Source organism: Delftia sp. Lp-1, assembly GCF_020523835.1.
GTDB lineage: Bacteria > Pseudomonadota > Gammaproteobacteria > Burkholderiales > Burkholderiaceae_C > Comamonas > Comamonas acidovorans.
Map to the genome: position 1 here is coordinate 1,646,256 of NZ_JAJALJ010000001.1, position 19,013 is coordinate 1,665,268.

The 19,013-nt window shown below is 67.1% G+C and carries 24 protein-coding genes; 11 read left to right on the plus strand and 13 right to left on the minus strand.

What is annotated here, in order from left to right:
- Positions 1-42: 42 nt before the first annotated feature.
- The 3 genes from mnmC to LGR64_RS07230 form a co-directional block, all read right to left on the minus strand.
- Positions 43-1,974 (minus strand): FAD-dependent 5-carboxymethylaminomethyl-2-thiouridine(34) oxidoreductase MnmC, encoded by a 1,932-nt coding sequence (gene mnmC / locus LGR64_RS07220; RefSeq protein ID WP_230355160.1) that lies wholly within the window; start codon positions 1,972-1,974, stop codon positions 43-45.
- Positions 1,975-1,989: 15 nt separating this feature from the next.
- On the minus strand, positions 1,990-2,658 hold the full coding sequence (locus tag LGR64_RS07225) for a trimeric intracellular cation channel family protein (protein ID WP_012206442.1): 669 nt from the start codon (positions 2,656-2,658) through the stop codon (positions 1,990-1,992).
- Positions 2,659-2,830: 172 nt separating this feature from the next.
- Complete coding sequence (locus LGR64_RS07230; protein WP_012206441.1) at positions 2,831-3,103, minus strand: oxidative damage protection protein; 273 nt, start codon at positions 3,101-3,103, stop codon at positions 2,831-2,833.
- Positions 3,104-3,247: 144 nt separating this feature from the next.
- Between LGR64_RS07230 and LGR64_RS07235 the strand changes: the two genes are divergently transcribed.
- The 8 genes from LGR64_RS07235 (at position 3,248) to LGR64_RS07270 (ending at position 10,112) form a co-directional block, all read left to right on the plus strand.
- Positions 3,248-4,270 carry a sulfate ABC transporter substrate-binding protein gene (locus LGR64_RS07235; protein WP_012206440.1) on the plus strand — a complete coding sequence of 341 codons (1,023 nt, stop codon included), beginning with the start codon at positions 3,248-3,250 and terminating at the stop codon, positions 4,268-4,270.
- Positions 4,271-4,351: 81 nt separating this feature from the next.
- Complete coding sequence (locus LGR64_RS07240) at positions 4,352-4,531, plus strand: hypothetical protein (RefSeq protein WP_230355161.1); 180 nt, start codon at positions 4,352-4,354, stop codon at positions 4,529-4,531.
- A gap of 172 nt (positions 4,532-4,703) precedes the next feature.
- Positions 4,704-5,705 carry a sulfonate ABC transporter substrate-binding protein gene (locus LGR64_RS07245; RefSeq protein WP_016448337.1) on the plus strand — a complete coding sequence of 334 codons (1,002 nt, stop codon included), beginning with the start codon at positions 4,704-4,706 and terminating at the stop codon, positions 5,703-5,705.
- A 23-nt stretch (positions 5,706-5,728) separates the two neighbouring features.
- On the plus strand, positions 5,729-6,784 hold the full coding sequence (locus LGR64_RS07250) for an aliphatic sulfonate ABC transporter substrate-binding protein (protein ID WP_043820577.1): 1,056 nt from the start codon (positions 5,729-5,731) through the stop codon (positions 6,782-6,784).
- Between the two features lie 38 nt (positions 6,785-6,822).
- Positions 6,823-7,983, plus strand: a complete 1,161-nt coding sequence (ssuD, locus tag LGR64_RS07255) for an FMNH2-dependent alkanesulfonate monooxygenase (protein WP_230355162.1) — start codon at positions 6,823-6,825, stop codon at positions 7,981-7,983.
- 11 nt (positions 7,984-7,994) lie between these two features.
- Complete coding sequence (gene ssuC / locus LGR64_RS07260; RefSeq protein WP_047218080.1) at positions 7,995-8,846, plus strand: aliphatic sulfonate ABC transporter permease SsuC; 852 nt, start codon at positions 7,995-7,997, stop codon at positions 8,844-8,846.
- A gap of 15 nt (positions 8,847-8,861) precedes the next feature.
- Positions 8,862-9,842: an ATP-binding cassette domain-containing protein gene (locus LGR64_RS07265; RefSeq protein WP_047218081.1), complete on the plus strand. Its 981-nt coding sequence runs from the start codon at positions 8,862-8,864 to the stop codon at positions 9,840-9,842.
- Positions 9,843-9,896: 54 nt separating this feature from the next.
- Positions 9,897-10,112 carry a TOBE domain-containing protein gene (locus LGR64_RS07270; RefSeq protein WP_012206434.1) on the plus strand — a complete coding sequence of 72 codons (216 nt, stop codon included), beginning with the start codon at positions 9,897-9,899 and terminating at the stop codon, positions 10,110-10,112.
- Positions 10,113-10,153: 41 nt separating this feature from the next.
- Here the strand turns inward: LGR64_RS07270 and LGR64_RS07275 are convergent, their stop codons facing one another.
- Genes LGR64_RS07275 through LGR64_RS07290 form a run of 4 tightly spaced genes read right to left on the minus strand, consistent with a single transcriptional unit; the run spans position 10,154 to position 12,489 of the window.
- Positions 10,154-10,633 carry a DUF2269 family protein gene (locus LGR64_RS07275; RefSeq protein ID WP_012206433.1) on the minus strand — a complete coding sequence of 160 codons (480 nt, stop codon included), beginning with the start codon at positions 10,631-10,633 and terminating at the stop codon, positions 10,154-10,156.
- Positions 10,630-11,034: a DoxX-like family protein gene (locus LGR64_RS07280; protein ID WP_230355163.1), complete on the minus strand. Its 405-nt coding sequence runs from the start codon at positions 11,032-11,034 to the stop codon at positions 10,630-10,632. Before LGR64_RS07280 ends, LGR64_RS07275 begins: the two co-directional genes overlap by 4 nt.
- The gene (locus LGR64_RS07285) at positions 11,027-11,896 is read right to left on the minus strand and encodes an NAD-dependent epimerase/dehydratase family protein (protein WP_230355164.1); all 870 of its coding nucleotides are present in this window, start codon (positions 11,894-11,896) and stop codon (positions 11,027-11,029) included. The genes LGR64_RS07280 and LGR64_RS07285 overlap by 8 nt, the downstream gene beginning before the upstream one ends.
- 32 nt (positions 11,897-11,928) lie before the next feature.
- Complete coding sequence (locus LGR64_RS07290) at positions 11,929-12,489, minus strand: GbsR/MarR family transcriptional regulator (RefSeq protein ID WP_012206430.1); 561 nt, start codon at positions 12,487-12,489, stop codon at positions 11,929-11,931.
- A 186-nt stretch (positions 12,490-12,675) separates the two neighbouring features.
- Here LGR64_RS07290 and LGR64_RS07295 point away from each other — a divergent pair, with 186 nt between their 5' ends.
- Together LGR64_RS07295 and rlmD are read left to right on the plus strand one after the other, a co-directional pair.
- Positions 12,676-12,993, plus strand: a complete 318-nt coding sequence (locus LGR64_RS07295; RefSeq protein WP_013801667.1) for a hypothetical protein — start codon at positions 12,676-12,678, stop codon at positions 12,991-12,993.
- 76 nt (positions 12,994-13,069) lie between these two features.
- The gene (gene rlmD, locus LGR64_RS07300) at positions 13,070-14,542 is read left to right on the plus strand and encodes a 23S rRNA (uracil(1939)-C(5))-methyltransferase RlmD (RefSeq protein WP_034395354.1); all 1,473 of its coding nucleotides are present in this window, start codon (positions 13,070-13,072) and stop codon (positions 14,540-14,542) included.
- Positions 14,543-14,643: 101 nt separating this feature from the next.
- Here the strand turns inward: rlmD and LGR64_RS07305 are convergent, their stop codons facing one another.
- The gene (locus LGR64_RS07305) at positions 14,644-15,072 is read right to left on the minus strand and encodes a hypothetical protein (protein WP_012206427.1); all 429 of its coding nucleotides are present in this window, start codon (positions 15,070-15,072) and stop codon (positions 14,644-14,646) included.
- A gap of 66 nt (positions 15,073-15,138) precedes the next feature.
- Positions 15,139-15,831: a Bax inhibitor-1/YccA family protein gene (locus LGR64_RS07310; RefSeq protein ID WP_012206426.1), complete on the minus strand. Its 693-nt coding sequence runs from the start codon at positions 15,829-15,831 to the stop codon at positions 15,139-15,141.
- 190 nt (positions 15,832-16,021) lie between these two features.
- Here LGR64_RS07310 and LGR64_RS07315 point away from each other — a divergent pair, with 190 nt between their 5' ends.
- A complete protein-coding gene (locus tag LGR64_RS07315; protein ID WP_063325750.1) occupies positions 16,022-16,429 on the plus strand; it encodes a GlcG/HbpS family heme-binding protein in 408 nt (135 codons plus the stop codon).
- A 261-nt stretch (positions 16,430-16,690) separates the two neighbouring features.
- Here the strand turns inward: LGR64_RS07315 and hemP are convergent, their stop codons facing one another.
- From hemP to LGR64_RS07335, 4 genes are all read right to left on the minus strand, one after another.
- Positions 16,691-16,912 (minus strand): hemin uptake protein HemP, encoded by a 222-nt coding sequence (gene hemP, locus LGR64_RS07320; protein WP_012206424.1) that lies wholly within the window; start codon positions 16,910-16,912, stop codon positions 16,691-16,693.
- A 200-nt stretch (positions 16,913-17,112) separates the two neighbouring features.
- Complete coding sequence (locus tag LGR64_RS07325) at positions 17,113-17,526, minus strand: ExbD/TolR family protein (protein WP_013801671.1); 414 nt, start codon at positions 17,524-17,526, stop codon at positions 17,113-17,115.
- Positions 17,527-17,529: 3 nt separating this feature from the next.
- On the minus strand, positions 17,530-18,252 hold the full coding sequence (locus LGR64_RS07330; protein ID WP_012206422.1) for a MotA/TolQ/ExbB proton channel family protein: 723 nt from the start codon (positions 18,250-18,252) through the stop codon (positions 17,530-17,532).
- Positions 18,253-18,267: 15 nt separating this feature from the next.
- Entirely contained in the window at positions 18,268-18,969 is a 702-nt protein-coding gene (locus tag LGR64_RS07335; RefSeq protein ID WP_230355165.1) for an energy transducer TonB, read from the minus strand.
- Positions 18,970-19,013 lie beyond the last annotated feature (44 nt).

A 19,013-nucleotide genomic window follows, 5' to 3' on the forward strand; every position in this document is an offset into this window, starting at 1 on the left:
GTGTGAATGCCGGGCCGTTCAGCGGCCGGGCGGTTCAACGGCTCAGCGCCTGCGGCCCAGGCGCTCGCTGGCCAGGGCAGCCGCCAGCCTGGCGTCCAGGGGCAGCGGTTCGTCGTGCAGGCGTGCTGCCAGCAGCTCGCCGCACAGCAGCGACAGGGTGAGCCCGCGCGAGCCCATGGCCGTCAGCGCCCACAGGCCAGGAGCCTGATCGGACACCGGTCCGACCACGGGCAGCCGGTCTGGCGAGGCCACGCGCACGGCGCCCCAGGTGGCGCGCGGTGGCGTGTCGAAGAAGCCTTGCAGGCCCTGGTAGGCACCTGGCAGCAGCTGCGCCAGCTTGGCGCCATTGGCTGCCTGGGCGGCGGCCTGGTCTTCGGGGCTTGGCGGCAGCGCGGTCTGGTCGCGCTCGAAGGTCGATCCCATGACCCAGCCTGGCCCGGCTGCATCGCCGGGCAGCGGCATGGCAGGCACCAGGTTGCCATGGCCGTTGACGGGAAAGGGCGGCATGGCCTGCGCGCTGGCCGGGGTGTGCACATCCCAGCTGACCTGGCCGCGAATGGGCTGCAGCGGCCAGGCGGCCTGGGCGCCCAGGCTGTGCTCCAGCAGCGCATTGGTTGCGGGGCCCAGGGCGAGAACGACCAGTTCAGCCTCGGCCAGCAGATTGCCCTGTTCATCCAGGGCCTGCCAGACGGGCGCGCCACCTGCTGTATCGGTGCATGCAAGACGCGCCACGCAGGCACGGCCCTGCCAGCGCACGCCCGGCAGCGCCAGCTGCGCCTGCACCAGCCGCGCCGGGCGTACCCAGCCGGCCTGCACATGCCAGCAGGCCGGGGCGTCGGCGGGCAGGCCGGCCGCCGAGAGTTGATCGGCGCTGGCGGGCCGGCTCCAGTGGTCGCCCGGGCCGGGGGATTGCCAGTCGCGCGGCAGCCGCGGGGCGGCTTCCACGCCGTGCTCCAGCACGCCGGTATCGCACCAGTCCGTGCCCGGTTGCAGCAGGCCCTGGCCGGAGAGCATTTGCAGCTGCGCCAGGGTCAGGCGTGCGCCGTCGCGGCTCAGGCGGGACAGCAGGCTGTCATCGGGCGAGACATGGGGGCAGAACAGGCCCGCGGGCAGGGCCGAAGCGCCCGCTGCAGGCGCGTCGGCAGCATCCAGCACGGTGACCTGCCAGCCACGGCGCGACAGGCTGGCGGCAGCGGCCGCGCCGGCGATGCCTGCACCCAGCACCATGCAGCGCCGTGGGGTGATGGGTTCCTTCGGCTGCGCACGCGGCCCGCGCGGTTGCCAGGCCGGGTCGAAGACGGCATGCAGGTTGTGGCGCTTGGGGCGCACGCCATCCACCTTGCGCACCTGAAAGCCGTGCTGGGCCAGGCCGTCGCGCACCGTGCGCGCCACGCACCAGGTGGACAGCTGCGTACCGCGCCGGCAATGGCGCGCCAGCGCGCGCAGGGTGTCAGCACTCCAGAGGTCGGGGTTGAGTTCCGGCGTGAAGCCGTCCAGGTAGATGCTGTCGGCCGTGAGCTGCTGGCGCCGCAGCATGGCCTGGGCATCACCGATGTACAGCGTCAGCAGCACGCGCCCCTGCTCGAAGGCGAGGCGGTGCACGCCGGGCAGCAGGCCCTGGAACCGGGTGGCCAGCTCCTCGGCCAGCAGGCGCAATCCTGGCTCGCGCGGCATGGCCTGGCGCATGGCGTCGGCACTGACGGGAAAGGCCTCGGCCGAGACGAAATGCAGCAGCCTCGGGCGCCGGGGATCGGCCTTCCAGGCTTCCCAGGCCACGAGGAAATTCAGCCCGAACCCGAAGCCGGTCTCCAGGATGCGCCATTGCGGCGCATCGGCCCAGGCCGCCGGCAGGCCGCAGCCGCCCAGAAAGACATGGCGGGCCTGGTCCAGGCCGCCGAGTTCGCTGTGGTAGCGGTCGCCGAAGCGCGGGCTGTAGGGCGTGCCATCGGGCAGCCAGTCAATGGGTTCGGACATGGGCAAGGGGCAGAACTACTCCTCCCAGCGCTGCTGGTAGGAGAACACGGGCAGCCGCCACTTGAAGCGGATGGCAGCCAGGCGCAGCGTAAGTCCGCCGGCAAAGCAGACGACGGTGCTGAGGTTGGAGCCCACTTCCAGCGTGCGCAGCCCCAGGAACAGCAGGCACACGGCCAGGGACACGCTGGCGTACAGCTCGCGCCGGAAGACGACCGGCACCTGGTTGCACAGCACGTCGCGCAGAATGCCGCCGCTGATGCCGGTCAGCATGCCCGACATCACCACCACCACGGGCGGGTAGCCCAGCTCCAGCGCCACGTTGCAGCCGATCAGCGAGAAGGCGATCAGCCCCATGGCGTCCAGCAGCAGAAAGACCTGCTTGAGATGGTGCATGTGGCGCGCCACGACGATGGTCAGCAGCCCGGCCGAGATGACCAGGTAGACATATTCAGGGTGCTGCGTCCAGCCGATGGGGTAGTGGCCCAGCACCATGTCGCGGATGGTGCCGCCGCCCAGCGCGGTGACGAAGGCGATCACGGCCACGCCGAAGATGTCCATGTTGCGCCGGCCCGCCGCCAGCGCGCCCGACATGGCTTCGGCCGTGATGGCCACGAGGTAGATCACCAGCATGACGGTGAACTGCGATGCCTGGAACGATTCCAGCAGGGAGACGGATGGAAGCACGGAAAACCTCGGATGAAGACCGGCCCGCGCCGCAGGGTGTGCGGCCACTGCGCCGTCCAGCGCAAGAAGGCGGGCATTGTAGGCGGTCTCTGGGCGGCGGCCGTTTGCGGCACCGCAAATGAAACCGCCCCCGGCGCGGTGCGACGGGGGCGGTGAAAGGGCGCGAAGCGGCTCAGGCCGTAGGAGGCACGTAGCCGGCCGCAGCATCGGCGCCGCCGCCGAAGAAGTGGTTTTCCATCTGGCGGGCCAGATACTGGCGGGCGCGTGCGTCGGCCAGGTTCAGGCGGTTTTCGTTGACCAGCATCGTCTGGTGCTTGAGCCAGTCGGCCCAGGCCTGCTTGCTCACGCCTTCAAAAATGCGCTTGCCCAGCTCGCCGGGGTAGGGCGGGAAATCCAGGCCTTCAGCGTCAACGCCAAGCTTGATGCAGTGAACGGTACGTGCCATGGGGAATTGAGTCCTTGTCTTGTGGAGATTCAGATGTTTTGGGAATAACAAACTGAAATCTTATTGGTTTGAGTTTTAAGAGTTGGCTTTGAGAATGCTTTCCACGGCACCAGACCGTCGTCTCCACTCTCTACCGACACTCCAATGAAAATTCGCCGCCACTTTATCAAGTTTCCTGTCGCCGCCGGCCTGATCGCGGGCTTGACCCTGTCGGCTCTGCCGGCGTTGGCCCAGTCGGTGCAACTGCTCAATGTCTCCTACGATCCGACGCGCGAGCTGTACGTGGAATACAACCAGGCCTTCGCCAAGCACTGGAAGGCCAAGAGCGGGCAGGACGTGAGCGTCAAGCAGTCGCACGGCGGCTCGGGCAAGCAGGCGCGTTCCATCATCGACGGCATCGACGCCGACGTGGCCACGCTGGCGCTGGCCGGCGACATCGACGCCCTGGTCAAGAACGGCAACCTGCTCAAGGCCGACTGGCAAAAGCGCCTGCCGCACAACTCGGCGCCCTACAGCTCCACCATCGTCTTCCTGGTGAAGAAGGGCAATCCCAAGAACCTCAAGGACTGGGACGACCTGGTCAAGCCCGGCGTGCAGGTGATCACGCCCAACCCCAAGACCAGCGGCGGTGCGCGCTGGAACTACCTGGCCGCCTGGGAATTCGCCAAGCGCAAGTACGGCGGCGACGCACAGGCCAAGGACTTCATCGGCAAGCTGTTCAAGAACGTGCCAGTGCTGGACACGGGCGCGCGCGGCGCCACCATCACCTTCGTGCAGCGCGGCGTGGGCGATGTGCTGCTGGCCTGGGAGAACGAGGCCTTCCTGGCACTCAAGGAGTTCGGTCCCGACAAGTTCCAGATCGTCGTGCCTTCGCTGTCCATCCTGGCCGAGCCTTCGGTGGCCGTGGTCGACAAGGTCGTGGACAAGAAGGGCACGCGCGCCGTGGCCGAGGAGTACCTGAAGTACCTGTACTCCGAGGAAGGCCAGCGCATCGCCGGCCGCAACTACTACCGTCCCACGGATGCCAAGGTCAAGGCCGAGTTTGCGGACAAGTTCCCCAAGCTGGAGCTGGTCACCATCGACCAGGCCTTCGGCGGCTGGGCCAAGGCCGACAAGGACCACTTTGCCGACGGCGGCAGCTTCGACCAGATCTACACCAAGAAGTGAGTGCGGCGCGCCGGCCCGGCCGGCGCCCACCCACTGAATTCACCCGCTTTCCCAGACCCCTGCCAACCCCCACGATCCGCCATGTCCATCTTGCTGACTTCCCGCCACTCTTTGCAGGCCCCGCGCCGCACGGCGCAGGCAGGCGTGCGGATGTACAAGGCAGGAGTGGCAGGCAAGGCAGGTGTGGCAGGCGTGGTGGCATCCAGCTCTTTTCCTCGCTTCGAGACCATGGCCTTCGCCAGCCGGCGATGTAGCACCTGACGACTCCGTGCGGCGCGTCTGCAGGCCTGGTCCTGCAGGCGGCTGCCCCTTGCTCCGCCTTCCCTTTTTTTTGTTTTCTGGCTGCATGCCGCGCGCATGCATGGGCAGCGCTTTGCCTGCACCACGCACCACGCACCACGCACCACGCACCACTCTTCCAAGGATGTCCGTCATGGTCTCGTTTGATTCTTTCCCCCGACACACAGCCAACTGGCGCCGACGCCAACTGCTGGGCGCGGGTCTTGCCGCAGCAGTCGCCACGGTGGGCGGCCCGGCCCTGGCCCAGGACAAGGCGGGCGACCGCGTGCTGCGCGTGGGCCACCAAAAGGGCTGGCTGTCCATCCTGAAGAGCCGGGGCACGCTGGAAAAGCGGCTGGCGCCGCTGGGCGTATCCGTGCGCTGGATCGAGTTCAACGCCGGCCCCGTGCAGCTGGAGGCGCTGAACGTGGGCTCCATCGACTTCGGCGATGTGGGCGAGGCCCCGCCTATCTTTGCGCAGGCCGCAGGCGCACCCCTGGTCTATGCGGGCGCCACCGTGCCGCGCCCCGGGCTGGAGGCGGTGATCGTGCCCAAGGATTCGCCCATCCGCAGCGTGCAGGACCTCAAGGGCAAGCGCGTGGCCTACAACAAAGGCTCGAACGTGCAGTACTTCCTGGTCAAGCTGCTGGAAAAGCATGGCTTGAAGTACGGCGATGTGCAGTCCGTCTTCCTGGCGCCGGCCGATGCGCGTGCCGCCTTCGAGCGCGGCTCCGTCGATGCCTGGCTGATCTGGGACCCCTTCCTGGCTGCCGCGCAAAAGACGCTGGACGCCCGCCTGCTGGCCGATGCCACGGGCGTGGTCAACAACCGCGCCTACTACTTCACCTCGCGCGATTTCGCCACGCGCAATGCCGATGTGCTGCGCATTGCCATCGAAGAGGTCGATGGGATTGACCGCTGGGCCTCGAAGAACCAGACGGCCGCTGCCGCCGAGCTGTCCAGCATCCTGGGCCTGGACAAGTCCATCACCGAGCTGTACCTGAGCCGTGCCCGCTTCGGCACCTCGTCCGTGACGCGCGAGATCCTGGCCGAGCAGCAGCAGATCGCCGACACCTTCTTCGAGCTCAAGCTCATCCCCCGCAAGCTCAACCTGCTGCATGCCGCGCCGGTGGACCTGATCGCGTCGCGTCCCTGAGCCCACTGCAAGGAGTCCGCACCATGAACGCCATCCCCAAGAAGCCCCGCCTGGACCGCGTGCGCCGCCAGGCCCTGCAACTGCTGGGCACCACCGCCTTCAGCTGGAGCCTGGCCGGTCAGTACGCACGCGCCGAGACGCCGGCCGCCGTGGCCGGGCCCGAGCAGTTGCGCATCGGCTACCAGAAGTCGGCCGTCAACCTGGTCATCCTCAAGCAGCAGGGCGTGCTGGAAAAGCGCTTTGCGGGCACCAAGGTCAGCTGGCTGGAGTTTCCGGCCGGCCCCCAGTTGCTGGAGGCCCTGGCCGCAGGCAGCCTGGATTTCGGCCTGACCGGCGATTCACCCCCGGTCTTTGCCCAGGCCGCGGGCCGTGACCTGCTGTACGTGGGCGCGGAGCCGCCCAAGCCCGAGAGCTCGGCGATTCTCGTGCCGTCGGACTCGCCGCTGCGCGCCCTGGCCGACCTCAAGGGCCGGCGCGTGGCGCTGCAAAAAGGCTCCAGCGCCCATTACCTGCTGGTGCGCGCGCTGGACAAGGCGGGCCTGGCCTGGAACGAGATCCAGCCCGTGTACCTGGCCCCGGCCGATGCGCGCGCCGCCTTCGAGCGCAAGAGCGTGGACGCCTGGGCCATCTGGGACCCGTTCTACGCGGCCACCGAGCTGGCGATTCGCCCGCGCGTGCTGGCCAATGGCGAAGGCCTGTCGGGCAACGCCTCGTTCTACCTGGCCTCTCGCGGACTGGTGGAGCGCCATCCGCAGGTGCTGCGCGCGCTGTTCGACGAGCTCACGCGCGCCGATCGCCTGGCCCAGAGCGCACGCCAGGAGGCCGTGGCCCTGGTGGCCGGCTTCAGCGGCCTGGATGCGGCGGTGGTCAGCCGCTTCATTGCGCGCCGGCCCAGCTCCCCCGTGGGCCTGCTGGCTGCGCAGACCGTGGTGGACCAGCAGCGCGTGGCCGATGCATTTTTTCGGCTGGGCCTGATTCCGCGCCAGGTGCAGGTGGCCGACATCGTCTGGCGGCCCTCGGCGGCCGAGTACGCGCGGCTGGCCGAGCCGGCGGCGGCACGGCCTTCTTCCGCCCTTTGATTTCCTTCCTCGATTCCGTCCCCTGACTGGAGCAGCGCATGCAGGTTTTCTGGTTCATTCCCACCCACGGCGACAGCCGCTACCTCGGCACGGCCGAGGGCGCCCGCCCGCTCAGCCACGACTATGTCAAGCAGGTCGCCATCGCGGCCGACAGCCTGGGCTACGAGGGCGTGCTGATTCCCACGGGCCGCTCCTGCGAGGACCCCTGGGTCGTCGCCTCCAGCCTGATTCCGGTCACCAAGCGCCTGAAGTTCCTGGTCGCCGTGCGGCCCGGCCTGCACCAGCCCAGCCTGGCGGCGCGCATGGCGGCCTCGTTCGACCGCCTGTCGGGCGGGCGGCTGCTGATCAACCTGGTCACGGGCGGCGACCGCGCCGAGCTGGAGGGCGACGGCGTCTTCCTCGACCATGCCCAGCGCTACGAGCAATCGGCCGAGTTCATCCGCATCTGGCGCGAGATCCTTGAGCGCAGCCATGAGGGCGGCACGCTCGACTACGAAGGAGAGCACCTCTCGGTCAAGGGCGCCAAGCTGTTGTTCCCGCCGCTGCAAAAGCCGTATCCGCCCGTGTACTTCGGCGGTTCGTCCGAGGCGGCGCACGACCTGGCGGCCGAGCAGGTCGATGCCTACCTGACCTGGGGCGAGCCCCCGGCCGAGGTGGCCAAAAAGATTGCCGATGTGCGCGAGAAGGCGGCGCGCCATGGCCGCAGCGTGAAGTTCGGCATCCGCCTGCACGTCATCGTGCGCGAGACCGAGGACGAGGCCTGGGCCGATGCCGATCGCCTGATCAGCCGTCTCAAGGACGAGACCGTGGTCCAGGCCCAGGCCGCCTTCGCGCGCATGGACTCGGAAGGCCAGCGCCGCATGGCCGCCCTGCATGCCAGCGGCAGCCGCCGCACGCGCGCCGAGCTGGAGATCAGCCCCAACCTCTGGGCCGGCGTGGGCCTGGTGCGCGGCGGCGCCGGAACGGCCCTGGTGGGCGATGCGCAGACCGTGGCCGACCGCATCAAGGAGTACGCGGACCTGGGCATAGACACCTTCGTGCTGTCCGGCTATCCGCACCTGGAAGAGGCCTACCGCTTTGCCGAGCTGGTCTTCCCGCTGCTGCCGCTGTCCGTGCGCGACAGGCTGGCTGGCGGCGTGGGCGGGCCGCTGGGCGAGACCGTTGCCAACCTGTACTCGCCGCGCGCGTCGCAAAGCTGAGGGAGTCACGCATGTCCGATGCACGTACCGTTACTGCGCTGCCGGCCTCCTCGGCCCCCCCGGCCGGCGATTCCTGGTCGCCGCTGCTGCGCTTTGCGGCCGGCGTGGGCCGCCGCCTGGTGCCCTGGCTGGTGCCGCTGGCGCTGATCGCCGTCTGGCAGGCCGCCTCGGCCTTCGGCTGGCTGTCCACGCGGGTGCTGCCCGCTCCGCTGGATGTGCTGCGCGCCGCGCAGGCGCTGGCCGAGTCGGGAGAGCTGCTCAAGCATGTGCAGGTGAGCGCGGGCCGCGCGCTGGGCGGCCTGGCCATCGGCGGCGGCCTGGGGCTGGCGCTGGGCCTGCTCACGGGCTCGCTGCGCTGGGCGGAGACGCTGCTGGACTCCACCATCCAGATGGTGCGCAACATCCCCGCGCTGGCGCTGATTCCGCTGGTCATCCTGTGGTTCGGCATCGACGAGAGCGCCAAGCTGTTCCTGATCAGTGTGTCGGTGTTCTTTCCCATCTACCTGAACACCTTCCACGGCATACGCAATGTGGACCCCGCGCTGATCGAGATGGGGCGCAGCTACGGCCTCACGCGCTGGCAGCTGTACCGCGAGGTCATCCTGCCGGGCGCGCTGTCCTCCATCCTCGTCGGCCTGCGTTTTTCGCTGGGCCTGATGTGGGTGATCCTGATCGTGGCCGAGACCATCTCGGCGCAGTCGGGCATTGGCTACCTGACCATGAACGCCCGCGAGTTCCTGCAGACCGACGTGGTGCTGGTCGGCATCCTGCTGTACGCCCTGCTGGGCAAGCTGGCCGACTGGTTTGCGCGTGCGCTGGAGCACTGGTGGCTGCGCTGGCATCCGGGCTACCAGCCCAAGTGACACAAGGAGCACGACATGAGCCGATGGAACCGCATGAAGACCACGCTGGCACAGGCCGTGGAGCTGAACACCACCGCGCCGGCGATGGCCTGGGAGGCCTCGTTCGATGCCGATGGCCTGGACGTCAGCGACCGCCTGGCCCAGAACGACGATGCGCCGCAGTCCGCATCCCCCCAATCCGCACCGCGCCGTGGCGTGCGCCTGCAGGCCGGCGGGCTGACCAAGCGCTACGGCCAGCGCGAGGTGCTGCACGAAGTGCAGCTGCAGGTGGAGCCTGGCGAGTTTGTCGCCATCGTGGGCCGCAGCGGCTGCGGCAAGAGCACCTTGCTGCGCCTGGTCGCAGGCCTGGAGCAGGCCACGGCCGGCACCTTGCTGCTGGACGGCGAGCCCGCCCGCGCCGTGCAGGGCGCGCAGGGCGGCACGCGCATCATGTTCCAGGACGCGCGCCTGCTGCCCTGGCGGCGCGTGCTGGCCAACGTGACGCTGGGCCTGCCCGCCTCGGCCCAGGAACGTGGCCGCGAAGTGCTGGCCCAGGTCGGCCTGGCCGACCGCGAGGGCGAATGGCCGGCGCGCCTGTCCGGGGGCCAGCGCCAGCGCGTGGCCCTGGCACGCGCACTGGTGCATCGCCCGCAACTGCTGCTGCTGGACGAGCCGCTGGGCGCGCTCGATGCGCTCACCCGCATAGAGATGCACCGCCTGATCGAAGGCCTGTGGCAGCGCCACGGCTTCACGGCCCTGCTGGTCACGCATGACGTGCAGGAGGCCGTGGCCCTGGCCGACCGCGTGGTGCTGATCGAGGACGGCCGCATTGCGCTGGATGAACGCATCGCCCTGCCACGGCCGCGCGTGCACGGCAGCGTGGCGCTGGCGGCCATCGAGCAACGCATTCTCGACCGCGTGCTGCAAAAGCCCGCCGCCGAGCCCGACTCCAACCCGCTGACCGACACCACGGCCTGGCCCGGCGTACCGGCCCATGGCCTGCGCTGGGCCGTCTGACTTTTCGTTTTCCCCAACCTTCCTTTGATTCCTTTTCATCCCCAGGAGAAAAACATGTCCATTCAAGCCATCAACGTGCGCAACCAGTTCAAGGGCCAGGTGCGCGAAATCATCCGTGGTGACGTTGTCTCCGAAGTCGATGTGCAAACGCCCTGGGGCGTGGTCACCTCGGTGATCACCACGCGCTCGGTGGACGAGTTGGGCCTGGTCGTGGGCTCCGACGTGGTGGCCCTGGTCAAGTCCACCGAAGTGTCCATTGCCAAGCTCTGAGGCCAAGCTCTGAGGCCAGGCACTGAAGGCACTGCCGATGCTCAACCGCCCCAGAGCATCGGCTTGTTGACCATGAGGTAGTAGGTCACAGCCATGGCGATGAAGGCCGGGTAGCCAAGCGCCTCCCAGCGCCGGGCATAGACGGCATACAGCGCGGGCAGGGCGGCCTGCGCTGCGTGCGCGCCGCGCGCCATGGCGGCCATGCGCACCTGCAGCCAGACCACGGGCAGCCAGCAGGCGCCGGCCAGCAGGTACAGGCCCAGCGACAGTGCCAGCCATGGCGTGGTCAACGGCCAGCCTGCCATGTGGGCCAGGGCAATGCCGCTCACAGGCTGTATGACCACGCAGGGCGTGGTGAACCACCAGTCCGCACGCACCACCAGGCGGCTGACCACGGCCTGGGCAGCGACGCTGCCGCTGCGGTTGGCGAAGAACATGTAGAAGGCCGAGCCCAGGCCGGTGCCGACCAGCAGCACGCTGGACGCGATATGCAGCGTCTTGAGCAACAGGTAGAGATTCATGCGGACTCCTTGGACGTGACGGGCGCCGACATCAGGTGCAGCAGCATGGCTGCGATCGGCAGGTTCTTGAGCAGCGGCCCCAGCGGATGCAGCCACAGCGTCGGCTGCAGCACCGTGGCCAGCACCGTCATTGCAGCCATCAGCAGCAAAGCCGCCAGATAGCTCTCCCGGCCGGGCCGCAGCCACAGCGCCATGCCCACGGCCAGGTCGGCGAGCAGGCCGCTCCAGACCAGGAATGTCTGCCAGCGCGCATCGTGGATGCCGGCATCAGCCAGCACCTGCACGCTCAGGCCCCGGTGCTCGATGGCACTGACCAGGGCCGTGCCCAGCCAGACGGCGATCAGGCTCAAGTACATGGTGCGCAGCGGTGCAGGAACGGGGCGGGAGCGGCGCTCATCCATGGCGCAAGGTGGGCAGCAGTTGGGAGGGCGCAATGCCGGGTCGGCCGAGCAGGGCTTGCAATCCGGCCGGATCGGTGACGTTGTCGCTGGCCAGCATGGCCAGTGTCTCGCTGCACCAGGGTGAGGCGCTGACCCAGTCGCCAGCGCGTGCGCTGGCGCGGGTGAGCCAGCCGGGTAACGTGCCCACGCGGGCGGGGGCGCGGCCCATTTGCGCGCGCAGGCTGGCAATCAGTGCGGCTAGCGGCAAGGGCAGGGGGCCACCGATCTCGATCATGCCCACGGGCTCGGGGCTCGTCACCAGGCCGGCCACGGCCTCGGCCAGGTCGCGCACGGCCACCGGCTGCACGCGGGCCTGCAGCACGGGGCGCGGCAGCAGCAGCGCCGGCAGGCGCGCCATGGACAGGAACATCTCGCTGCTGGCGCCGCCGGCGCCGAACACCACGCTGGGGCGCACCACGCAGCCTTGCAGATGTCCGGCTGCCGTGAGTGCCAGCAGGTGCTCGTCAGCAGTGCGCTTGGTGGTGGCGTAGCGCGTGGCACTGCCTTCTATGCCCAGGGCAGAGATCTGTACCACGCGCCGCACGCCGGCCGCCGCGCAGGCATCGAACAGGGCGATGGGGGCCTGGGCGTGCATGGCATCGATAGGCCGGGAGGGGCTGTCGCGCAGCACGCCCACGGCATTGACCACGGCATCCACGCCCGCCAGGTGCGGCAGCCAGGCCTCGGGCGTGGTGGCCTTGGCGTAGTCGAGCGCAGGCAGGGAATGGCGGCTGCGCGCCACGGGATCATGGCCGGCCAGGGCCAGCAGGTTGACGATATGGCGGCCGATGAAGCCGTTGCCGCCGCAGACCAGAATGCGCATGGTGATCTCCAGTTTCTCTTGTGACGGAAATTTCAGGCTCGGCGTCCGCGCTTGACGCGGGTGTCAGCGGCCTCGGAGCGCACGAAGCGCTGCACGCTGGCGCCCAGGCGCAGCAGCTTGTCCAGCGTGGAGGGCGACAGCCGCAGCATCTCGTCGGTCCAGATGCCCAGTGACTCCATGAGGCGCAGCGTCTCGTGCACGCGGTCCTGGGTGTCGGGGGATTCGGCATCGAAACCGGGCTCGGCGATCAATTCGCGCAGCATCTCGGAGGTCGGGTCGAATTCGCGCTGCTTGCGCTCTCGCACGATGGTGCGCAGCAGCTCCCAGACATCGGACGAGGTCTCGAAGTAGTCGCGGCGGTCGCCAGGCCTGCGGCTGGTGCGGATCAGCTCCCAGCCTTGCAGTTCCTTGAGGCTGTTGCTCACGTTGGAGCGAGCGGCGCCCAGCGTGTCGGCAATCTCTTCCGCGTTGAGCGGGCGGCCATGGAAAAACAGCAGGGCGTGGATCTGGGCGACCGTGCGGTTCACTCCCCAGGAGCTGCCCATGTCGCCCCAATGGTGGATGAAACGGTGTGCGATGGGACTCAGTTGCATGGCCTCAGTGTCTGTAGACCTGAAATTTCTGTCAAGAGAGAAATTTGTGAAAGCTGAAAATCAGAACCGGCTGCAGCGCGGAGGCGGCACCTGGCGGGGCGCGGCATGTGCTGCTCCATAATGCTGGGCAGCCTGGCCTGCCACCCAGTACATACACAGGCGGGCCGCCGTTTTGAGGGGAACACCATGACTGCTGTGCAAAACCTGCGTGCCATCACCGTGCTGGCCGCCTGCGCGCTGGCGCAGGCCGCGTCTGCCGCCTGCTATTCCGTCTACACGCCCGAGCAGGAACTGATCTACCGCTCCAACCGCCCGCCGGTGGACCTGACCTTGCCGCTGCACCAGACCGTGGACAAGATCGAGCGCGGCGCCACCATGGTGTTCACGCTGGACGAATTCAACTGCATCACCGAAATCAACCTGCTGGCCGAACGCGAGCAACTGGCCCGGGCGCGCCAGGAGCGGCAGCGGGACCTGGGCCGCAGCAGCACTCCGCGGTCCTGAGAGGCAAAAGCGAGTTGGGGGCTTTTTTGGGGAGCCGCCAACAGGGCAAGGGGAGAGCCTGAGACAATCGTGCCCCATGAGTGAACCCCGCGACAACAAGATCCCCGACAACCTGCCCGAAGCCGACATCGACGCCCCTGCACTGCCCGAAGGCTGGCTGCAGGTGCTGTCCATGGATATGGACGCCCAGGGCGTGGCCCGCAAGAGCGATGGCAAAGTGGTATTCATCGACGGCGCCCTGCCTACCGAACTGGTCAGCGCCAACACCCATCGCAAGAAAAACAACTGGGAAGCCGCCAGCCTGACGGCCATCCACCGCGAATCTTCCCAGCGCGTGCGCCCCGGCTGCCCGAATTTCGGTCTGCACGCCGGCGCCTGCGGCGGCTGCAAGATGCAGCATCTGCACGTGGGCGCCCAGGTGGCCATCAAGCAGCGCGTGCTGGAAGACAATCTCTGGCATCTGGCCAAGGTCAAGCCCGAGACGCTGCTGCGCCCCATCGAAGGTCCGTCCTGGGCCTATCGTTTCCGCTCGCGCTTGTCGGTGCGCTATGTGGCCAAGAAGGGCAAGGTGCTGGTGGGCTTTCACGAGCGCAAGAGCCGCTACATCGCCGACATGGAGACCTGCAAGATCCTGCCCCCCCATGTGGACGCCATGCTGCTGCCCATGCGCGCGCTGATCGCCTCCATGGATGCGCGCGAAACCTGCCCGCAGATCGAGGTTGCCTGCGGCGACTCCGTCACGGCCCTGGTGCTGCGCCATCTGGAGCCGCTGTCCGAGGACGACCAGGCCCGTCTGCGGGCCTTCGCAGTCGAGCACAACGTGCAGTGGTGGCTGCAGCCCAAGGGCCCGGACACCGTGCACCTCATGGAGCAGGGAGGCGCCCAGCTCGACTACGGCCTGCCCGATTTCGGCATCACCATGCCGTTCAAGCCCACGGACTTCACCCAGGTCAATCCGCACATCAACCGCGTGCTGGTCACGCGCGCGCTGCGCCTGCTGGATGTCAAGAAGGACGAGCGCGTGATCGACTGGTTCTGCGGTCTGGGCAACTTCACCCTGCCCCTGGCTACGCAGGCGCGCGAGGTGCTGGGCATCGAGGGCAGCGATACCCTGGTCAAGCGCTCCCATGAAAACTACGCGGCCAACAACGCACAGCGCGCAGAGGGCGACAAGCTCGCGCCCACGCGCTTTGTGGCGCGCAACCTGTTCGAGATGACGCCCGAGATGCTGTTTGCCGACGGCGTGGCCGGCAAGTGGCTGGTCGATCCGCCGCGCGAAGGCGCGTTTGCGCTGTCCAAGGCCCTGGCCGACATCCACCAGGCGCGCATCGGTGCCGAAGGCGCCGAGCCCCTGCCGGCAGGCCATGAGGCCTGGCGCTTTCCCGAGCGCATCGTCTATGTCAGCTGCAATCCCGCAACGCTGGCGCGCGATGCCGGCCTTCTGGTGCATCTGGCCGGCTATCGCTGTGTGTCGGCAGGCGTGGTCAACATGTTCCCCCACACGGCCCACGTGGAGAGCATGGCGGTGTTCGAGCGCTGCGCAGACTGACGGCCTGGCTGCCCGTGCCATGAAAAAAGCCGTGGAGCCCTCGGGCGGCCACGGCTTTTTGACGGGCGGATCCAGATCTCAAATCCGGATCTCAAAAGGGGTCAGCTGCGATTGCGGCCTGAGGTCGGCTCGGCAGGCGCCTCGTCCTTGTCGCTGCGGCGGCGGTCGCTCTGGCCCAGGACCGAAGGCGTGCCCTCCATCTTGTTGGCGCGCATGTATTCGTCCATATCCTTCCAGCCTGCAAACACCAGGGCCTTGGACGATTTGGGGTTGAGCGTGTAGCAATCCTCCAGCCCGCGCAGGGCATGGCGGCACGCCCCGCCGATGGCCTTGGCCTCAGCCTCCTTGGCGACGGTGCGGGGGTCCGGTCCCAGGCCCGGAATATCATCCAGCTTGCAGCCGGCGAGCAGCGTGGGCAGCAGCAGGATGGCGAAGGTGCGGGGAAGATTAGGCATGGTCATCTTGAGGAGATTATCGGCAGGCCCTGGAAGAAGTTGAGTCCGCTTTGCACAAATGATGATCCCGGACATGCAAAAGGCCTCCCGAAGGAGGCCTTTGGTGTGCAGCAGGGAAGGCGAAGCCTTCCGCGTGCGGCATCAGTCGCGTTCGCCGCCCATGATGCCCAGCAGGGCCAGCAGGCTCTGGAACACGTTGAACAGGTCCAGGTACAGAGCCAGCGTGGCGCTGATGTAGTTGGTCTCGCCGCCGTCCATGATCTGCTTGAGGTCATAGAGCATGTAGGCGCTGAAGATGCCGATGGCCGCCACCGAGATCGCCATCATGCCGGCCGTGGAGCCGATGAAGACGTTGATGATGGAGCCCACGAACAGCACCAGCACGCCGACGAACAGGAACTTGCCCATGCCCGACAGGTCGCGCTTGATCACCGTGGCCAGCGAGGCCATGACCAGGAACACGCCGGCCGTGCCTGCAAAGGCGGTCATGATCAGCTCGGAGCCGTTCTTGAAGCCCAGGATCATGCCGATCATGCGCGACAGCATCAGGCCCATGAAGAACGTGAAACCCAGGAGCACGGGAATGCCGGCTGCCGAGTGCTTTGTCTTCTCGATGGCGAACATGAAGCCGAAGGCGCCGCCCAGGAAGACGATGAGCCCCAACCCGCCGCTCAGCGAGCGCGTGATGCCCGTGGCCACGCCCAGCCAAGCGCCCAGCACGGTGGGGAGAAGACTCAGGGCCAGCAGCCAGTAGGTGTTGCGCAATACGCGATTGCGCTCTTGCTGCGAGACACCGTAGCCCGCAGAGCCCAGTGTGGTGACTTGATCATTCATGTGGCCAGTCCTCCGAAGGAGTGTTGTTGCGACTTGCCCATTCTAGGTGGCGGCTTGCGCGCGACTTGCAATACCCCGAGCCGCCGCCATGGTTTGGTTTCGAATGTTTTGTTCTGCGCATGCATTGTCAGTCCTCATACGATTGCTATGCTTATAGGACATTTGTGATGGAATGGATAATTGGAATCTTATGAAGACCAAGCATGAACTCGAACTGGCCGACGTGAAGGCCATTGCCGCCGCCGCAGAAGCCGAGGCGCTGAAGAACAAGTGGGCCGTGACCATTGCCATCGTCGATGACGGCGGCCACCTGCTGTGGCTGCAGCGCCTGGATGGCGCCGCCGCCGTGTCGGCCCACATCGCTCCGTCCAAGGCCCGCTCGGCGGCCCTGGGCCGCCGCGATACCAAGGGCTATGAAGACATGATCAACAACGGCCGCACGGCCTTCCTGAGCGCGCCCACGCTGGACGGCCTGCTCGAAGGTGGCGTGGCCATCATGAAGGACGGCCAATGCCTGGGCGCCGTGGGCGTCAGCGGCGTCAAGGCCAGCGAGGATGCGCAGGTTGCCAGCGCCGGCATTGCTGCTCTGGGCCTGTAATAGCTCCTGGTGAACCCATACTGCATGAATCGGTCCTTTGGGACTGATCCATGCAGCCAAGAAAAAGCCCCTGTGCCGATGGACAGGGGCTTTTTCTTTGGTCAATCTGCGCTGCAGCGCGGGGAAAAAATGCTTGGCTACGCAAAATCCGGAGATTTTGTTGGCTGGCTAATCGACCTCTGAGACTGGAAGTCCCAAGGTCGCCCCACGATGAAACGAAGAAGCCGCCGGTCGGGCATCCGACGACGGCCGGAATCTTGCTTATTTGGTCAGGATGAGCTTGCCCAGCTTGGTGGCCTGCAGGCGGTAGGGCGTGCCGTTGTGCACGATGGTCACAGCCTTTTGTCCATTGAGCAGCAGGGTGCTGTCGAGTCCGCTGGCGGCCCCGGTCAGGGCTGCAGATGCTGCGGCCTGCAGCGCTGCAAAGGCCTGGGCGTTGGAGTTGCCGGACAAATGCGAGGTGGCGGCGGAAGTGGCAGACATGCAGGGAATTCCTCAAAAATTGGAAAGTTTTGTGAATGATAACAATTCTCAATTGAAAATCAAGTGAGACTTACTCGCATTGTGGTTTCTGGGACCAGTCCTATCCCTGCGACCCGATGCACTGCCAACGCAAAGAGAATGAAAAACGGCCCCGAAGGGCCGTTGTCGTTGATCGCCAGGCAAGGAATGCCTGCCACGGCCTACTTGGCCGGGTCCGTCACGAAGCCGATCTTGCGCACGCCTGCGCGCTGTGCGGCGGCCATGGCCTGGGCCACGCGCTCGTAGCGCACTTCCTTGTCACCCTGGATATGCAGGTCAGGTTGCGGCTCCTTGGCCGCCTCGGCCTTGAGGTTCTCCTCGAACTGCGTATCGCTGACGGCAACGCCATTCCAGTGGTACTGGCCGTCGGCGGAGACGGCCAGGCGCACGGTGGCGGGCTTGACGTCCTCGGGCTGGTTGGTGGCGCGGGGCAGGTCCACGTTCACCGAATGCTTCATCACCGGCACGGTGATGATGAAGATGATCAGGAGCACCAGCATGACGTCGACCAGCGGCGTCATGTTGATCTCGTTCATCACCTCTTCGCCGTCATCATCCATTGTTCCGAATGCCATGGCTTACGCGCCTTTCTTCAGCGGCAGCACGTTGCCGGCTTCCTTGCCGTCGATGGACACGCGGGCGCCGGTCACGAAGTAGGCGTGCATGTCGTGAGCAAAGCTGTTGAGGGCGTTGAGGATGGACTTGTTGCCACGCACCACGGCGTTGTAGCCGAGCACGGCGGGAATCGCCACGGCCAGGCCCAGGGCGGTCATGATTAGCGCTTCACCGATGGGGCCCGCGACCTTGTCGATCGAGGACTGGCCGGACAGGCCGATGGCGACCAGCGCGTGGTAGATGCCCCAGACGGTGCCGAACAGGCCGATGAAGGGGGCGGTCGAGCCCACGGAAGCCAGAATGGCCAGGCCCGATTGCAGGCGGGCGGTGAATTCGCTGATGCCGTTGCGCATGCAGCGGGTCACCCAGTCGCTGATGTCCAGCGTGTCATGCAGGTGGGCGCTGGTCTTGCGGTGGTGGGCGGTGGCTTCGCGGCCTTCGAGCACCAGGTAGCGGAAGGGGTTGGAGCGGTCATCGCCCAGCTTTTCCAGGCCGCTGGCCAGGTCGGGGCTGTGCCAGAAGTCCTGGGCGTTGCGCGCCAGCTTCTTGAACTTCACGATGTCCAGGGCCTTGATGATCATCACGAGCCAAGAGGCCACCGACATGGCCAGCAGGATGATGGCGACGGCACGGGTGACGAAGTCTCCCTGCGTCCAGACATGGGCAATGCCGAATTGGGAATCCATGGATACTCCTGAGAATCAATTGAGGGTGAATTTGACCGGGACGGTGACCCACATGGGGGTTGGCGTGCCGTTGCTCTTGCCGGGGACGAATTTCCAGTTCTTGACGCCGTCCACGGCCTGCTGGTCCAGACGGTCGTAGCCGCTGGATTTGCTGATCTCGATCTTTTGAGGCAGGCCTTGCGCGTCCACGAAGATGCGCAGCGTGACCGTTCCCTGTTCCCCCATGCGCCTGCTGATGGCGGGGTAGTTGGGGGCCGGGTTGTTGAGGTAGGCCGCGTTGTTGGACGGCAATTCGATCTTGGGCGGAGCCGGTGGCGCCGGGGGAGCGGGAGGCGCTGGCGGCGCAGGAGGGGCGGGTGGTGCCGGCGGTGCTTCCACCACGGGCTTGGGCTCGTCGTCCAGCGTGCCGCGCGGCGCCGCAGGTGCAGGCTTGGGGTCGGCAATGGCCTTGGGCAGCGGCGGTGCCTTCTTCACGACCGGCTGCGGTTTGGGAGGTGGTGGCGGAGGAGGGGGCTTGGGTGCCTCGGGCTCGGGAGCGGGTGGCGAAATGAATTCCGCAATCACCTGGGCTGGCACGATGACCTCTTCGGGTGCGCGCTGGAGCAGTCCATGCTGCATCGCCCAAAGGGTTGCTGCATGCAAGACCACGACCGAACCCGCGATGGCCACGTTACGGCCAAGGCCCCCGGGGGGGCCAAAACGATCAGACTGGGACATAGAGACAGAAGGAGCGGTCAGCGTATGGGAGCCGGGTGCTGTCG

What these genes read in the sequence shown, in the direction of transcription:
- mnmC (WP_230355160.1), bottom strand. Translation starts at nt 1,974, where the DNA reads ATGTCCGAACCCATTGACTGGCTGCCCGATGGCACGCCCTACAGCCCG.
- LGR64_RS07230 (WP_012206441.1), bottom strand. Translation starts at nt 3,103, where the DNA reads ATGGCACGTACCGTTCACTGCATCAAGCTTGGCGTTGACGCTGAAGGC.
- LGR64_RS07235 (WP_012206440.1), top strand. Translation starts at nt 3,248, where the DNA reads ATGAAAATTCGCCGCCACTTTATCAAGTTTCCTGTCGCCGCCGGCCTG.
- LGR64_RS07240 (WP_230355161.1), top strand. Translation starts at nt 4,352, where the DNA reads ATGTCCATCTTGCTGACTTCCCGCCACTCTTTGCAGGCCCCGCGCCGC.
- LGR64_RS07245 (WP_016448337.1), top strand. Translation starts at nt 4,704, where the DNA reads ATGGTCTCGTTTGATTCTTTCCCCCGACACACAGCCAACTGGCGCCGA.
- LGR64_RS07250 (WP_043820577.1), top strand. Translation starts at nt 5,729, where the DNA reads ATGAACGCCATCCCCAAGAAGCCCCGCCTGGACCGCGTGCGCCGCCAG.
- ssuD (WP_230355162.1), top strand. Translation starts at nt 6,823, where the DNA reads ATGCAGGTTTTCTGGTTCATTCCCACCCACGGCGACAGCCGCTACCTC.
- ssuC (WP_047218080.1), top strand. Translation starts at nt 7,995, where the DNA reads ATGTCCGATGCACGTACCGTTACTGCGCTGCCGGCCTCCTCGGCCCCC.
- LGR64_RS07265 (WP_047218081.1), top strand. Translation starts at nt 8,862, where the DNA reads ATGAGCCGATGGAACCGCATGAAGACCACGCTGGCACAGGCCGTGGAG.
- LGR64_RS07270 (WP_012206434.1), top strand. Translation starts at nt 9,897, where the DNA reads ATGTCCATTCAAGCCATCAACGTGCGCAACCAGTTCAAGGGCCAGGTG.
- LGR64_RS07275 (WP_012206433.1), bottom strand. Translation starts at nt 10,633, where the DNA reads ATGAATCTCTACCTGTTGCTCAAGACGCTGCATATCGCGTCCAGCGTG.
- LGR64_RS07280 (WP_230355163.1), bottom strand. Translation starts at nt 11,034, where the DNA reads ATGGATGAGCGCCGCTCCCGCCCCGTTCCTGCACCGCTGCGCACCATG.
- LGR64_RS07285 (WP_230355164.1), bottom strand. Translation starts at nt 11,896, where the DNA reads ATGCGCATTCTGGTCTGCGGCGGCAACGGCTTCATCGGCCGCCATATC.
- LGR64_RS07290 (WP_012206430.1), bottom strand. Translation starts at nt 12,489, where the DNA reads ATGCAACTGAGTCCCATCGCACACCGTTTCATCCACCATTGGGGCGAC.
- LGR64_RS07295 (WP_013801667.1), top strand. Translation starts at nt 12,676, where the DNA reads ATGACTGCTGTGCAAAACCTGCGTGCCATCACCGTGCTGGCCGCCTGC.
- rlmD (WP_034395354.1), top strand. Translation starts at nt 13,070, where the DNA reads ATGAGTGAACCCCGCGACAACAAGATCCCCGACAACCTGCCCGAAGCC.
- LGR64_RS07305 (WP_012206427.1), bottom strand. Translation starts at nt 15,072, where the DNA reads ATGTCCGGGATCATCATTTGTGCAAAGCGGACTCAACTTCTTCCAGGG.
- LGR64_RS07310 (WP_012206426.1), bottom strand. Translation starts at nt 15,831, where the DNA reads ATGAATGATCAAGTCACCACACTGGGCTCTGCGGGCTACGGTGTCTCG.
- LGR64_RS07315 (WP_063325750.1), top strand. Translation starts at nt 16,022, where the DNA reads ATGAAGACCAAGCATGAACTCGAACTGGCCGACGTGAAGGCCATTGCC.
- hemP (WP_012206424.1), bottom strand. Translation starts at nt 16,912, where the DNA reads ATGTCTGCCACTTCCGCCGCCACCTCGCATTTGTCCGGCAACTCCAAC.
- LGR64_RS07325 (WP_013801671.1), bottom strand. Translation starts at nt 17,526, where the DNA reads ATGGCATTCGGAACAATGGATGATGACGGCGAAGAGGTGATGAACGAG.
- LGR64_RS07330 (WP_012206422.1), bottom strand. Translation starts at nt 18,252, where the DNA reads ATGGATTCCCAATTCGGCATTGCCCATGTCTGGACGCAGGGAGACTTC.
- LGR64_RS07335 (WP_230355165.1), bottom strand. Translation starts at nt 18,969, where the DNA reads ATGTCCCAGTCTGATCGTTTTGGCCCCCCCGGGGGCCTTGGCCGTAAC.